The organism is Streptomyces sp. CA-251387 (genome assembly GCF_050936625.1).
Taxonomy (GTDB): Bacteria; Actinomycetota; Actinomycetes; order Streptomycetales; family Streptomycetaceae; genus Streptomyces.
Genome location: NZ_JBNJMJ010000001.1, coordinates 6,898,311 through 6,913,055, shown reverse-complemented (window position 1 = coordinate 6,913,055; position 14,745 = coordinate 6,898,311). Strand labels below are relative to the sequence as shown.

Genomic DNA, 14,745 nt, shown 5'->3' with positions numbered 1-14,745 from the left:
GGCCAGCGGCACTGGATTGACCGCTCGGTCCATATAGAGGCGCAATCGAGCGCCGTCCGCTCCTTCCAGGAGAGGGCAGGGATTGGGCCAGCTCCCCACCGGCCCCTCCTGCGACCTTCGGACTCCGGCTGCCCTAGCTCCGACCACAAAGACGCCAAGAGTCCGGACGCGGCCGGTCCTCAATCCGGGAAGTGAACTGCCGACGCTGCCGCATACCGGCCCACCAAGAGGATCAAAGGGCATTCTGCGGCTCCACCGGTCTTCTCCTCCAAGGCGCCCCGGTCGGTGTCAAGAATCGCTCCCAGAGATCCTGACGAAGGTGCGTACAGTGCCCACACCTCGTCGCCAGGACGCATCGGCTCGCCTGAAAAGACCATGCCTGCGACGGCCCGACTACCGACAGCGAAGGGATCGATACTCGATCTCTGAAGAGCAAGTACTGCTTCGCGTCCGCTGGTTCCTGGAGTGCTCGGACGAGAGGACCTTGTGGACCTTGACCTCGCTGATGGTGTGGCCAGCCTTGGTGATGTGCCATGCCTCGGCCGAGTAGGAAGACGTCGGGTGGACCACAACAAGCACCGGCATGATGGTGAGGAAGAGACCAAATCCCATCCATGCGCTGCGCCGGCAACCAGTACTGGCTTCTGGAGTCAGTGCCAATGCTTGATGGGCGAAACAAATTGCTCGAAACCCAAGGGCTTCTCTGATATTGCGCTGTCCCGCAGAGGGTTATGGTCGGATCTACTGTCCCGGAGGAGTGGGGTAACCCTGATTGGCGGACGGGGGATACGGCTGCTGTCCGGCCGGGTAGATCGGCTGGCGGGGCGGGTAACCCATGTTCTGGGGAGAGGTTCCGGCACCGGGGCCGATCGGTCCGGCGCCGGAATTGCGGCGGCTGCGCAGTACGGCAAAAACGACGACTGCGCCAATTACGGCTCCAAGGCCGATTACGCCAACCACAAGGACGACGAGGCCCATTGAGGAGGATCCCTTCTCGTTCTTGGCATCTAGGTCACTGCAAGATCTCGGCTACGACGAGACAGAGCATCATGGTCGTAGCGTGAGTCCCTGCCCCCACCTTTTCAGAGCTCGATTGCCATCGCGATGCCCACGCAGCATGATCCACAGACCCATATGCGTGCCGATCAAATTGAGCCCTGTCAGCCACAAAAGCGTGCCAGACATGATCGACGCGACAAAGAGCTACGCGACGCCATCGCATCGGAAGCCGATTGGGGATCCAGCTCCGGTAGGTCCGAGTTCACAGCTTCTCCGAGGACGAGCTCCCCCTACTGCCCCTGGTGCGGGGGCTGCTGGGCGTAGGGGTTGGGGTGCTGCGGGGACTGTCCCGGAGGCGCGGGGTAGCCCTGGTTGGGAGGTGTGTTGGGGTACGGCTGGTAGCCCGTGGGGGGCTGGGGCGGGTAGCCCGTGCCGTGGGGAGGGGTTCCGCCTCCGGAGCCGGGGCCACTGCTGCCGCCGTTGCGGCGGTTGCGGAGTACCGCGAACAGGATGCCGATGACGACCACTGCGGCTGCGATGCCGGCGATGAGAAGGATGTTGCCCGAGGAGGACTTCTTCTTTTTCTTGGCCAGGCTCGTGCTGTCGTTGTCGTCGGAGGCGGCGCCTGAATTCGTGGACGTGGACGGCGAGGACTGGGCGAGGGGGCCCTGCTTGGGGCCCTTGGGGATGTTCATCGTCAGGGCCGAGCCCGGGCGGGCGATCCCGTAGCCCAACTCACTGTCCGGGGCCTTCTTACCTTCGTGCTGCAGGAAGGACGCCGACTTGATCAGGCGGTTGATGACCTGGCCTGCGGTGAGGTCCGGGTACTTGGAGCGGACCAAGGCAGCGATCGCTGAGACGTAGGCCGTGGAGTCAGAGGTGCCATCAGCGATTGCATATCCGCCTGGGCTCGGAGGGTCAGCTCGCGGGACATCAACCCCCGGAGCGGCAAGAACCACTCCCTTGCCCGTGTTCGAGTTACTCCAAAAATTCAGATTCTTGTCAATCGCGGATACGGCGACGACTCCTGGAAGCGCGGCCGGGTAATTCACCGTCCCCCCATCGTTGCCCGTACCCGCTACAACTACGACATCTCGTTCCTGAGCATATGCGATCGCCTTGGCAACCTTTGACCCAGGGTAGGCGCTCGAGTCGTTGAGTGAAAGGTTGATCACCGACGCACCTTGATCGACTGCATAGCGAACGCCAGCAGACCAATCTTTAGTGTATTCATCATCCTTGTTTGCACTCACGCGAACCGGAAGAATCTTCGTCTTGGGTGCGAGGCCCTTTATGCCGGCCTCGCCATTCGCCCCGTGTCCATGGCCAGCGATGAGGCTGGCCATACCCGTGCCATGCCCATTTTCGTCCTGATGAGGATCACCCTCACCGGTGAAGTCCTTACCAGGCAAAACCTGACCGGTGAGGTCTGGATGACTGGAGTCCACGCCCGAGTCAACTACAGCAACAGTGACCCCCGCACCTTGGGAAGTCTGCCAAACCTTTTCAGCATCGTAGACGGTCAGTGGCCACTGTGCGTCGCGGACTTGATCGGCAGACGCTCCCGGGGCTGAAGTGAGGAGCAAGGCTCCCGTCAACGCCACGACACCTGCCGTGGACCCGACTCGCTTGAAACCCAATTCCTTGCTCCTCACGCAGCAATTGGCTGGGGGTGCCAGCCTTCATCCGTTAGGCGGACGACGACTTTCTGTCCAGCCCGCTTGTGTGCTTACTCGATGGTCCGCGGTACGTTCCGGTTGCGGTCTTCTTCCGAGATCCACGTCTCTTCGTCCTCGACAAGGTAGTCGGGACGGTCGCCCCGGCTGTTCTCGTCCTCGGGCCGTCGGCCGTTACGGCCGCCCACACCGCCGGCTCCGCCCGCCATGGCGCCACGTTGCGTTCCGCCACGGCTGCCGTGCAGGCCTGCACCGCCACCGGCGCCCTTGCCGGTGACTCCCTTGGCCGCGCCAACCACACCGCCGCGGGACCTCGCGAGGGCTCCGCGACCACCAGCGCCGGCACCGCCTCGGCCAGCCGCGCCAGCTCCGCCTCCGCCCATGCCGCCCATACCGGCTCGGCCTCCGGCACCGCGGCCCGCAGCGGCGCCGCCACCCGCCAGACCACCGCGACCGCCTGTCATTCCGATGCCGCCGCGGCCAGCAGTGCCGCCCCGTACGCCGGACGCCCCGCCGGGTGCCACGATGCCCGGCCCCTGGGCTCCACCGGTCCCGATACCGCTACCACCGCCGCTGGATCCGCCGATCCCCGTGCTGGGACCGCTCCCCGTCAAGCCGGGGGAGATGCTGTCCACCTTCGTCTTAGCCGTCGGAAGCTGTGAGCCTCCCGCGATGCCGGGGTCGCGGGGCACCGTGGGGGCTGGCTTGATGCTTGTGGTCGGGCCAGCGCTCCAAGGCTTGGCCGTGCCGCTTCCCGCACTCGGGCTTGCGCTACCGGCGGGCGGCATGGCAATCGGGGTGGGCATCGGCGTACTGGGGTTGGGTGCCGGGAAAGGTTCAGGGTCGTCAATTCCGCCCGGCGGCTTCGAATAGACCTTGTAGTTGGCCGCCAGCTGTTCCATGATCGCCACTCCCTGCAGCTGCGCTTCCTTCCCCGCAGACAAGGAATCGGCGTTCGCCTGGCGGGCGGCGTCTGTGCTCACGCCCCTGTTGATGTCTTCCAGCAGTTGCTCATCACTGCGCTCATCGTCCGTGAGCTTGTCCCAGGCCCTATCCCAACCGGAAGGCTCTTCGACCTCCCGCATCTTGGCCATGGAGTTGCGCAGATCGTTCTGGACGGCGTGCATGGTTTCCCCGTAGTGGTTAGCCCACGCAGCTCCGTTCCGGATGTTCTGCATGATCTCGTTGGCCTTCTTACGGAAAGCCTCGGCCGCGTCGCCCTCCCAGTGCTCAAGGACGTTTTCCACGGCGCTCTGCATCATGCCCGCGACGCTGTCCTTCGCGGATACCGAGTCCACGCCACCGGTTTTCCCATCGCCGTCGCCGCCGGACAGGATGTTGTGGACCGACTTCCAGTGCTGGCTGACCTCGTAGATCCGGCCCGGGTCGGCGTCGAGGATCATGGAGCGCAGCTCAGGAATGCTCATCTTCATGAAGGGCGTGTCGAGCTTGCTGCGGTCCGGGCCCCCCATACCTCCGTTGGGGAGGGATTCCAGCTTCTCGTCGTGTTTGTCCTGGATCCGCTGCTGCTGCGCTCTCTGCGCAGCCTCGTATTGTTCAGCGTTGTAGTAACCGCCATAGCCGTAGGCCATCGTCGAAACGTCCTCTCTGTCAGTGACCAGTCGCTGAACTTAGTAAGCCGAGCCCGTGGACCCACCGTCGGGAGCAGCGCTCACGCCCTGCTTGTTCGCCTGTTCCTGGTTGCTGTACTTGTCCCTGACCTTCGAGGTGCTCTTGCCGAAATCATCAATCAGCTGGTGCAGGTCCTTGATGATCTTCTCGATCCTCGTCTTCTGCTGCTGATGTGCATTGTGAAGCTCGTTGGATTCCAGGAACTTCATGCTGCCGAACGCACTACTCGGGATGTCTGTCTCGTACTTGGCCTTGGTGTTGGCCTTGTCCATGTCCGACAGAAGGCCGTTGAGCTTGCGGATAACGTTATCCAGCTCGCTCAGATCAACCCGCATTCCGTTACTCATACCCCGTTGTCCTCTCCCCTGTATCTCAAGTCGTCAGCACCCACTAGGCGCCCAAGTCATCGCCCAACCCGACTACTACCCAGCAGCCCGCCCGGCCCGTACAGCCCGTCGGGACTCCCGGTCCCGTCGACTACGCCAGTCCCGCACAGCCACCCCGCTCCCCGCAACCACAAGCGCGAGCGCAAATCCCGTACCGAGCACATAAATAGCCACCCGGCGCTCCCGCTCCGCCTCGCTCTCCCCCATGGTCACAGCCATAGGCACAACCCCACCGGACCCAGCCACAACCGGCGGATCCGGCTTCGGAGAAGTCCCCGGCTCGGAGTCGTCCGACAACGCGGCGACCGGATCGACGACACCCCACCCGATGTACCGGTTGGGCCCCCGCCCCGGCCGCTGAGCCGTCTCTTCGATGCGCGTGGCGATCTGGGCCGCGCTCCAGTCCCGGTGCTTCTCCTTCAGCAGAGCCGCGACGCCCGCCACATACGGCGCAGCGAAACTCGTGCCGTCGGCTGTGCACTGGCCGCCCGTCGGGACGGTGGAGACCATGCCGACACCCGGCGCCGCCACATCCACGAAGTCGCCCGACTGCGAGAAGAAGGCCCGCTCGTCATTACGGTCGGAGGCGCCGACCGCCAAGACGCCTTCGTACGAAGCCGGATACGTGTTCGCGGACTTGCCGTCGGCGCCGTCGTTGCCGGCGGCTGCCACGATCAGGGCTCCTGCCTTCACGGCTGCCGAGACAGCACCCCGCAGTTCCGCGTTGTCTTCCTTGTTCGCGGTGTCCGAGGAGATGTTGATGATCTTCGCGCCCGCGGCAACCGCGGCGCTGATCGCCTGGGACATCGTCCGCGAGTTGCCCTGCTTCTGCTCTCCGCCCGTGTAGCGGTAGGAGAGGATCTCGGCGTTCGGTGCGATGCCCACGAAGCCCGTGCCCTTGAGCGGGCGGGCGGCGATGATGCCGGCGACCCTGGTGCCGTGGCCTTCGATGTCCTTGGTCGCGGCGCCGTCGACGTACGACTTGCCGCCTGCCACGGCGCTGGTCAGCTGCTTGTTGGACTTGTCGACGCCCGTGTCGATCACCGCGACCGTGACGCCCTTGCCCGTCGCCTGCTCCCACAGCTGGTCCAGGAGGATCCGCTGGAGTGACCAGGGCGTGGACTTGATGACGTCACCGCCGAAGACGCACTCCGTGCTCGCCGACAGACCGAAGTCCGGGCTCTCGGAGCGAGGGCTGTCCGGGGTGGCGAACGCCGGCGGCGCCGTCGCAAGGCAGATTCCCGTCGCCGCGAGCACGCCAAAGGCCCGCTGCAGTACGCGGGTTCCACTGTTGTGGCCACTGCGGCCACTGCGGCCGTCGCGGCTGCGCGGGTGGGCTGTTCGGCCCTTCACGTTCAGGCCCCTCATGTCCAGGCCCCCGGGGGCGTCCTTACTGCCTTGCTTCCTTCGAAGCTGGGTCATGTATGTGTCACGTGTGTGGCGATGCATGTGAAGGTTTTCGGGATTTGCTGTGTGCAAGCCCGAAGAACCAGAAGAAGGTGTGGGCGACCCCGAAGCAGAGGACGGCCCAGCGGACGCCATGGCGTCGGCTGGGCCGATTCTCTTCATCTCAGGTCCCTCAGGTCGCCGACGGGCTCAGCCCCACGTGTTGGCGTTGCTCTTCTCAGTGGCCTGGTAGTTGTCGGCCGCGCTCTGCAGGGCCGTGGAGATCTTCAGCAGGGTGGCGTGCAGGTCCGCGGCGGTCTTGTCCCACTCGCGCTGCTTGCGCTGGTAACCCTCCTGCGCCTCACCCTCCCAGGTGTTGGCGACGCGCTTGACCGCGGCCTCGAGGTCGTCCAGCTGCTGCTTGATGCGGCCGGCGGTCGTCTTCACGTCCGTGGACGCGTTGGTGATGGTGGCGTAATTGACGAGGATCGACATCGTCATTCCCTTTCAGGAAGAAATCGAAGGAAGTCGGTGGGATTCAGGAAGATCAGGAAGAAGCACCGAAGGACCTCGGAAATCAGGCAGAATCGAAGTCTTCGGACCGAACCGGCTCGATCAGCCGAAGTCCGACATGATCTTGCTGATCTCGGAGTTCTGCTGCTCTTCCGACGCGGAGTAGTTGCTCCGCGTGGAGTCCACGGCTTCCTTGATGTCGTTGAGGATGTCGCTCATCCTCTTCGCATCCGAGTTCCAGCGGTCCTGCAGCTGGCGGTAGGACTGGGCCGCCTGGCCCTGCCATCCGCCGGCGATCTGGTCGATCACTCCGTTGAGGCGGCGGATCTCGCCCTGCAGCTGACCGTTCACGGTGTTGATGTCGCTGGAGAGCTTGGTGAGTTCGTCCTCTGTTACCCGGAACTGGCCGGCCATGATGAACCTTCCCCCATGTCGTCGTTGATCCGGGATACCTGTTCCGGTGCCCGGAGGAGCTTCGCACGCTTGAGCGCTGCAAACACTCTATCGTCAGCCTGTCACTCAACCACAGGCACGGCCAATCAGTTACACGGCTCACACACTTGAGCGATCATCCTGTGACACGTACGCCGTCTTACCCTCAAGTGCGCCTGCGCGTACGCCCGTTGACCGGTCACTGGCTCTGCGGCTGGGCCGCGCTCGCCGTGTCCAGCGTGGGGCCCTTCGGGATGAACGTCGCCCAAGTCTGCGGCACGAACGCGGGCTTGGAGAGGTCCTCGTAGCCCAGCCGGGTGCGCGCCTTGTCCGTCTCGCTGGGCCCGCCCTCCGACGAGCCCGAGGAAGAGGAGGACGAGCCCGCCGCGCTGCCCTTCGCCTCGCTGTCGTTGCCCGCCGGCAGCGAGTACCTCAGGCCCGTGTCCGTCAGCAGGTACACCCGGCCGCCGCCTCCGGTCGCACCGGTGATCTCCTGGAAGAGGAGGCCCGAGCCGGACGAGACGTAGGCGCTCAGGGAGTCGGTGATGACCTTCTTGGGGTAGTTCGTACCGGCCCAGGCGGCGAGCTGCGGCTTGTTGTTCTCGATTCCGCCCTTGTAGACGCTGCAGGAGGTGGTGAGGGCGTCGCCGTTCGGCGAGGACGCCGGGTTGGCCTGCCGCGGAACGGTGAGGGGCCAGCCCTTGTCCGCGTAGAAGCGGTCCGCCGAGCCGCCGTTGGCCTCGATGATCTCCGGGGTGCTGGCCTTGACGGGGCTCGTCCCGTCGTGGGCGACCAGCAGAGCGGCGACGAAGGGCGAGATGACGGCGACCTGGTCCTTGAGGACGACGTAGAACTGCTCGTTCTGAGCGTCCCGCGCCCTGAGCACCTGTCCCACCGTGGTCACCCCGTCGAGCCCTTGAACGGAGGTGGGGGCGCCGGCGTTCGGGACCGTCGGGAAGTCGATGTCCTCGCCCGGGTTCAGGGTGTTCAGCCACTCCTTGCTCACCGGCTGCGCCTGCGCCGTGGCGCTGCTGCCGATGACCGCCGTACGCAGCTTCTCCATGGAGGTGTCGTCGAGGCCCTCCTCACCGCCCAGCCGGAAGCGGTTGCCGTCGCCGTCGACCAGGTATTCGCGGCCGGTCTCGGTGTCCTTGACGTACAGGGCCTCGAGGGCGTTGACCTTCCCCGAGTTCTCGAGCGACTTGGCGTCGTCGGAGTCGAAGACGAAGACGGCGCGGTCGATGGCGCCCTCCTTGCCGGGGGCCGGGCGCTCGCAGACCGCCCACGTCTTGGGCTTCTCCGCGTCGTCCTTGGAGGGCAGCCGGTCGGGGGCGTAGGGGATGCCGATCGTCGCGCCGTGCCGGATGCCGCTCTTGTCGATCTCCTTGCCGGGGACCTCCAGGACGGTGCCCTTGCCCTTGTCGAGCAGGAGCTTGGCGGAGGCGTAGTTGAGGACCGGGTGGAGGACCTTCTCCACCTTGCCGTCCTTCGGGTCCGGGTCGAGGACCACGTACCGCGTCGTGGAGTCGCTGTCGACGATGATGTACTCGCCCGGCGTGTCCCAGCCCTTGGGTGCCGTGGGCTTGATCACGCCCCAGGCGACGAAGCCGATCACCAGCACCACGCCCACCGCGAGAGAGGGCATCACCGTACGGACGGGACGCGGCGCGCCTTCCTCGGAGCCGCCCGGCGACGGTGCCAGGAACGCCGCGACGGTGCGCTTGCGAGCGAAGGTGTAGGCGGCGAGCTCATCCCGACGCTGCTTTGCCATGGTCCCCGTTTCTCCCGTTTGTGATGCTCGATCGTGTTGCAGTACTCGGCGGTACTCGACGGTGTTCGGCGGTCTTCGGCGGTACTCGATCGCGTTTGTGACGACTCGATCGATCGTGCTCGAAAGGCCCGATTCCAAGTGCCGTTTCCGAGGCCCGCTTCGGCCGCGCAGGCACCTACTATGCCCTGCGCCACGCGACGGTGATTCATCAGGTGTGCGGCCGACCCCGCATCTTCACAGAGCTTCACGACAGCGCTCCACCATGCGGGCCCGGTCCGTGAAACTCTGGTCACCTGGGGTTTCGGTGTCCCCTGTGTCGCCTCGCGTTCCGCAGCGGGTACCGTGAGCCACTCGTATTGCCGATGTGGGCCCGGTCAGCGGCCATTACTGCGAACGGCCACAATTTCGCGAAAGGGATGTCCCGGGGGATGACCAGCGCTACGAGCACTCGGCGCGGACGCCGCGCACCGCAGCAACAGGGGGGTCCGAGCGGCAGCGGCAGACGTTCGTCGGCTGCCCAGGCCGCTCCGGTCGCCGCATCGCCGCGTACGTTGCCCCGCCCCGGCGGTCTGGGCCCGGTGCGGCTGCAGCAACTCATCCTGGTGGAGCTCGCGGCGGCGGTCATGCTGGCCGCCTGGGCCGCCGACCAGTCCTGGCTGCTGGTCCCGGCCGGTGTCGTGGCGGCACTGCTGCTGCTCCTGGCGGTCCTGCGCCGGGGCCGCCGTCCGCTGCCCGAGTGGTACGAGACGTCGCGCGCGCTGAGGCAGCGCCGGCGCGACGCCAAGCTGCCCGTGCCGCCCGGGACGGACGCGATGCTGGCCCCCGTCGTGGAGTGCGACCCCGCACTGCGGACGTACAACTTCGTGTCCCGTGACGACCGTTCGATCGGGATGATCGGCGACGGGACCTTCCTGACCGCCGTGCTCTTCGTGCAGCCGAGCGACGAGCCGCTGCGTCCGGCGGCCGCCGGGCGGCAGCTGCCGCTGCGGCTCATCCAGGACGCCTTGGAGGTCGACGGGATCCGCCTCGCCTCCGTGCAGATCGTGCAGCACACCCAGCCCGCGCCCGCGCCGCACCTGCCGCAGCAGTCGCTCGCCGCGCGGTCGTACGGCCCCCTCCAGGCGCAGTCCGGCTCCCCCGCGCTCCGGCTCACCTGGGTCGCCCTCAAGCTCGACCCGGAGCTGTGCCCGGAGGCGGTTCAGGCCCGCGGGGACGGCGTTCCCGGCGCGCAGCGCGCACTGCTGCGCGTGGCCGACCAGTTGGCGAGCCGGCTGGCCGGCGCCGGCTTCAAGGCGACGATCCTGGACGAGACCGAGCTGGTGCACGCCCTCGCCACGTCCAGCTGCCTGAACCCGCGCGCCAACGCGCAGCACGGCCAGGACGGGCGGACCCAGCGCCGTACGGTCGAGGCGGTACGGACCTGGCGGGTCGACGACCGGTGGCACACGACGTACTGGGTGTCCCGCTGGCCGCAGTTGGGCGCCGGTGGTGTGGCGCTGCCCGAGCTGGTCACGCGGTTCACCTCGCTGCCGGTGCTCGCCACGACGTTCAGCATGACCCTGAGCAAGGCCGGCAACCGGGGTGTCTCCCTCACCGGGCACATCCGCGTCACCGCTCGCGGCGACAGTGAACTCGGCCAGGTGGGACGGGAGTTGGAGCGGGCCGCGAGTGCCGCGAAGGTCGGCCTCGTCCGTCTCGACCGGGAGCAGGTCCCCGGAGCCCTCGCCACTCTGCCGCTCGGAGGTACGTACTGATGTCCTACCCCGCCCCGACCATGCCCCAGGGACAGAACCAGGGACAGAACCAGGGACCGCAGGGCCGTACCCCCGGACGTACGCCGGCGCACGTGGCCTCGCCCACCGACACCGGGATGATCCCGATCATCCGGCAGCCGGAGACGCCGCAGCAGCAACGCCGCATCGTCAGCCCGGGGTTCGGGCTGCGCGGCCCGCGGCGCAACCGCCATGTCGTCACCGCCGACGAACTCGCGGCGATCAGCATGCCGCTCGGTGACGACGGCGTGATCATCGGCACCGACCCGGAGTCGCAGCCGGCGGTGCTCGGTCTGTCCCGTCCGACTCCTTTCGACGTCGTCCTCGTGGGTGGTCTGTGGCTCGCCCAGGTGCTGGCGTTGCGCGCCGCCGCGACGGGTGCGCGGGTCGGCGTCGAGACCGGACGTCCGCAGGCCTGGCAGCAGTTGGCCCAGGCGGCCGGCGGCGGCCAGCAGTGTGTGACGGTCTATCCGGTGGGCCGGGTGCCCGCGCAGGGGCCGTCGGTGTCGAGTCCGGTCGTGCTCTTCCGGGACTGCGGCATCCGCCCGCCGCGCGGACGGGTGACGTCCGTGCCGTGGCAGGCCGTGGTGACGGTGCTGCCGTTCGTCAGTGAGCACGCGCCGCGCTGGCTGGCGCAGGCCCATCTCGTCGGGATCCAGCGCATCTCGCCGTACGAGACCGAGGTGGTGAAGGACACGCTGGGTGTCCCCGAGGAGCATCTTCAGCACCTTCCGACCCTTCACGACGGCGTCGCCCTGTGGTGCACTCGCAAGCATCACAAGTTCGTCATGACCGAACCCACGGATGCGGAGACGGGTCTGCTCGGTGTGGCCCGCCGTATGGACTGACGCGTCGGCCGGCTGACGCGTCGTCGTCTCCCGCGGCGGGGCGCGAACAAGCGGACAAGTCGTGCCCATAGGGCGTTTCCGTCCGCGCCCATGGGGGCTTTTCCGTCCCGCCATGCGAGTGATTAGGCTTCTGGTGGTGCGGTGACGATCGCAGTCGCGTGGGACTCGCCACTCGGTCCGCCCGACCGCGACGACGACCAGCTCAGCAGCAGTGGCTGACCAGGAGGCAAGCAGTGAACAGGGATCGGTCCGAGTACAACGGCGGGAGCCCGACCTCGGACGGGGACGATCACGAGGTGGATCTCACCGGCGAGTTCGAAATCGTCTACACACCTCCCGCCTGGTACGCCCAAGGCACGCAGGGTGGCTCCACGGGCGGCGGACAGCAGGACGCCGCGCAGACGTCGCCACCACCGCCGACCGGTCCACCCATCGGGTCGCCGACCGGTCCGCCGGGCGGTCCCGCAGCGCAGGGTCCGGCACCGCACGCGCCCGCACCGGCGCAGCCGCCCGCCCAGGGCGCACCGCAGCCGCCCGCACAGCCCTCGCAGCACACTCCGGCTCAGGGCACCCCGGGCACGCACCAGCAGGGCCCTGCCACCGGTGGCTACGGCTTCCCGCAGCAGCAGTCCGCGCCGGGTGCCCCCGCGGCCGGCGGGTACGGCTACCCCCAGCAGACCCAGCAGACGGGCGCCGGTGCGCCCCAGCCCGGTCAGGACACGTCGGGTGGCTTCGGCGTGCCCCAGCCGGGCCAGGACACCTCCGGTGGCTTCGGCGCGCCCCACCAGCCCATGCCCGCCCAGCAGCACACTCCTGCCCCGCACACCCCTGCCCAGCCGCCCGCCGCACCCCAGCAGCACACGCCAGCCGAGGCGCCCGCCGCGCCCCCGCAGCACGCCCCTGCCCAACCGCCCGCCGCCGCACCCGGCTTCCCCGTACTGCGCCCGGTCGACGAGGACGCCCAGTCCGGCGCGGCCCCGGCCCCGACCGCAACCCCGGCGGCCGGTGTCCCGGCGGCGCCCGCACCCGAACAGCCCGCCCCCGCCCAGCCCGTGGCGGAGCAGCCGGAGGCCGAGCTCAACCACGCCGCCGCCGACGCCGAGGCGGCGCGGCTGTTCGGCGGTGCCGACGACGACGGTGAGCCGGAGGAGCAGCGGAACGACGAAGCGGAATCCGCCGACGTCACCGCATCCGTGACCGGTGCGGACGGCGACGAACCGGCACAGGCCGAGCCCGACGCGGACGCCCCCGCGCAGCACGCCCCCGAGGCCGCACCGGCGACGGCTGTGACGCCGGAAGCCGAGCCGGAGGCAGTGGCGGAGCCGGAGGCCCAGACTCCGCCGACGCAGGCGCCCGCCGCTCCCGCGCAGCCGCCCACGGCTCAGCCGCAGGCACAGCAGCCGCAGGCACAGCCCCCCGCCCCACCCCAGGCCAACCAGGCACTTCCCCCGCTGCCGCAGGGCTTCGCCCCCGCGCACCCCGATCAGGGTGCCCCGCAGCAGGGAGGTCACCCGGACCCGCAGGCCGCAGCCGCACAGGCCGCAGCCGCACAGGCCGGCGGATACGGCTACCCGCAGCAGGCACCTCAGCCCGCGCAACCGCAGCCCGGCCAACCCACCCCTCCGCAGGGCGCGTTCGGCCCGGCCCAGCAGCAGCCCGGCTATCCGGCGCAGCAGCCCCAGCATCCGGCGGCGCAGACCGGACACCCCGCTCCGGTCGACCCGCGACAGGCGCCCCAGCCCGCGCAACCCCAGCCGCAGGCCGCCGGTTACGGCTACCCGCAGCAGGCACCTCAGCCCGGGCAGCCGCAGGGCGTACAGCCGCCCGCCGGTTACGGCTATCCGCAGCAGGCGCCCGATCCCGCGCAGGCCGGTTACGGTTACCCGCCCCAACAGCAGCCGCAGCAGGCGGGCTACGGCTACCCGCAGCCCGCCCAGCAGCAGCCCGGGCCCGCGCAGCAGCCTCCGGCCCAGCCCGCGCAGCAGCAGGCGCCGCAGCAGCACCCCCAGCAGAACCCCGCTGTCCCGCCCGCCGCCTACGGCAACCAGGGCGCCCAGGGCAACCAGGGCTGGAGCGCCCCGCCCGGCCCGCAGGCCGGCCCCGGCGCACCCCAGCAGCAGCAAGCCGCACCCGGCACGCCGCTCGGCTACAACGCCGCCGTGGAGCTGTCCTCCGACCGCCTGCTGCGCAACCAGCCGAAGGCCCGCAAGAACAACCAGGGCCCGTCGCGCTTCAAGCTCGGCGCCAAGAAGGAGCAGGCGGAGCGCGAGCGGAAGCTGCAGCTGATCCGCACGCCGGTGATGTCCTGCTACCGGATCGCGGTCATCAGCCTCAAGGGCGGCGTCGGCAAGACGACGACGACCATGTCGCTGGGCGCCACGCTCGCCACCGAGCGCCAGGACAAGATCCTCGCGATCGACGCCAACCCGGACGCCGGCACCCTCGGGCGCCGCGTGCGCCGCGAGACGGGCGCCACCATCCGTGACCTCGTCCAGGCGATCCCGCAGCTGAACAGCTACATGGACATCCGCCGCTTCACCTCGCAGGCCCCCTCGGGTCTCGAGATCATCGCCAACGACGTGGACCCGGCGGTCTCCACCACCTTCAACGACCAGGACTACCGCAGCGCGCTCGACGTGCTGGGCCGGCAGTACCCGATCATCCTCACGGACTCGGGTACGGGTCTGCTCTACAGCGCCATGCGCGGAGTGCTGGACCTCGCCGACCAGTTGATCATCATCTCCACGCCGTCGGTGGACGGTGCGAGCAGCGCCTCGACGACGCTGGACTGGCTGTCGGCGAACGGCTTCGCCGATCTCGTCCAGCGGTCGGTGACCGTGATCTCCGGTGTCCGCGAGACGGGCAAGATGATCAAGGTGGAGGACATCGTCGCGCACTTCGAGACCCGCTGCCGCGGTGTCGTGGTGATCCCGTTCGACGAGCACCTGGCCGCGGGCGCCGAGGTGGACCTCGACATGATGCGTCCCAAGACGCGCGAGGCCTACTTCGACCTCGCCGCGCTCATCGCCGAGGACATCGCGCGGACGCAGCAGGGCTTCGGCAACCCGAACATGCAGTACCAGCAGCACCCGCAGCCGGGGTACGACCAGCACGCCCAGCAGGGCTACCCGCCCCAGCAGCAGCCGCAGCAGCCCTACGCCCAGCCCGGCGGCGCCCCGCAGCCGGGACAGGGCTGGGGGCAGCCCCCGCAGCAGCCCGCACCGGGCCAGGGCTGGCAGCAGCAGCCGCCCCAGGACCCGCAGCAGGGCCAGCCGCAGCAGGGAGTCGTACCGCCCGGCTGGACGCAGCAGTAGCGGACAGCCGTCAACG

Annotated in this window: 11 protein-coding genes; 4 read left to right on the top strand and 7 right to left on the bottom strand. The window is 68.5% G+C overall.

The genetic code is table 11. The features are described 5' to 3' along the window. Positions 1–561: 561 nt before the first annotated feature. Positions 562–981, top strand: a complete 420-nt coding sequence (locus ACQEV2_RS31030; protein WP_433048706.1) for a hypothetical protein — start codon at positions 562–564, stop codon at positions 979–981. Between the two features lie 308 nt (positions 982–1,289). Here the strand turns inward: ACQEV2_RS31030 and mycP (ACQEV2_RS31025) are convergent, their stop codons facing one another. From mycP (ACQEV2_RS31025) to eccB, 7 genes are all read right to left on the bottom strand, one after another. Further along, a complete protein-coding gene (gene mycP / locus ACQEV2_RS31025) occupies positions 1,290–2,603 on the bottom strand; it encodes a type VII secretion-associated serine protease mycosin (protein ID WP_433054904.1) in 1,314 nt (437 codons plus the stop codon). 125 nt (positions 2,604–2,728) lie between these two features. Continuing rightward, positions 2,729–4,267 (bottom strand): hypothetical protein, encoded by a 1,539-nt coding sequence (locus tag ACQEV2_RS31020; RefSeq protein ID WP_433048703.1) that lies wholly within the window; start codon positions 4,265–4,267, stop codon positions 2,729–2,731. Between the two features lie 39 nt (positions 4,268–4,306). Then, positions 4,307–4,654 carry a hypothetical protein gene (locus ACQEV2_RS31015; RefSeq protein WP_433048700.1) on the bottom strand — a complete coding sequence of 116 codons (348 nt, stop codon included), beginning with the start codon at positions 4,652–4,654 and terminating at the stop codon, positions 4,307–4,309. A 75-nt stretch (positions 4,655–4,729) separates the two neighbouring features. Continuing rightward, positions 4,730–6,046: a type VII secretion-associated serine protease mycosin gene (mycP, locus tag ACQEV2_RS31010; protein ID WP_433048698.1), complete on the bottom strand. Its 1,317-nt coding sequence runs from the start codon at positions 6,044–6,046 to the stop codon at positions 4,730–4,732. Between the two features lie 243 nt (positions 6,047–6,289). After that, positions 6,290–6,580, bottom strand: a complete 291-nt coding sequence (locus ACQEV2_RS31005; RefSeq protein WP_433048695.1) for a WXG100 family type VII secretion target — start codon at positions 6,578–6,580, stop codon at positions 6,290–6,292. Positions 6,581–6,694: 114 nt separating this feature from the next. Next, complete coding sequence (locus ACQEV2_RS31000) at positions 6,695–7,006, bottom strand: WXG100 family type VII secretion target (protein ID WP_398822967.1); 312 nt, start codon at positions 7,004–7,006, stop codon at positions 6,695–6,697. 217 nt (positions 7,007–7,223) lie between these two features. Next, positions 7,224–8,795: a type VII secretion protein EccB gene (gene eccB, locus ACQEV2_RS30995; RefSeq protein ID WP_433048691.1), complete on the bottom strand. Its 1,572-nt coding sequence runs from the start codon at positions 8,793–8,795 to the stop codon at positions 7,224–7,226. A gap of 428 nt (positions 8,796–9,223) precedes the next feature. Here eccB and eccE point away from each other — a divergent pair, with 428 nt between their 5' ends. The 3 genes from eccE (at position 9,224) to ACQEV2_RS30980 (ending at position 14,729) form a co-directional block, all read left to right on the top strand. Next, positions 9,224–10,549: a type VII secretion protein EccE gene (gene eccE, locus ACQEV2_RS30990; RefSeq protein ID WP_433048688.1), complete on the top strand. Its 1,326-nt coding sequence runs from the start codon at positions 9,224–9,226 to the stop codon at positions 10,547–10,549. Beyond that, positions 10,549–11,415: a hypothetical protein gene (locus ACQEV2_RS30985; protein ID WP_433048685.1), complete on the top strand. Its 867-nt coding sequence runs from the start codon at positions 10,549–10,551 to the stop codon at positions 11,413–11,415. Before eccE ends, ACQEV2_RS30985 begins: the two co-directional genes overlap by 1 nt. 233 nt (positions 11,416–11,648) lie before the next feature. After that, complete coding sequence (locus ACQEV2_RS30980) at positions 11,649–14,729, top strand: SCO5717 family growth-regulating ATPase (RefSeq protein WP_433048682.1); 3,081 nt, start codon at positions 11,649–11,651, stop codon at positions 14,727–14,729. Positions 14,730–14,745 lie beyond the last annotated feature (16 nt).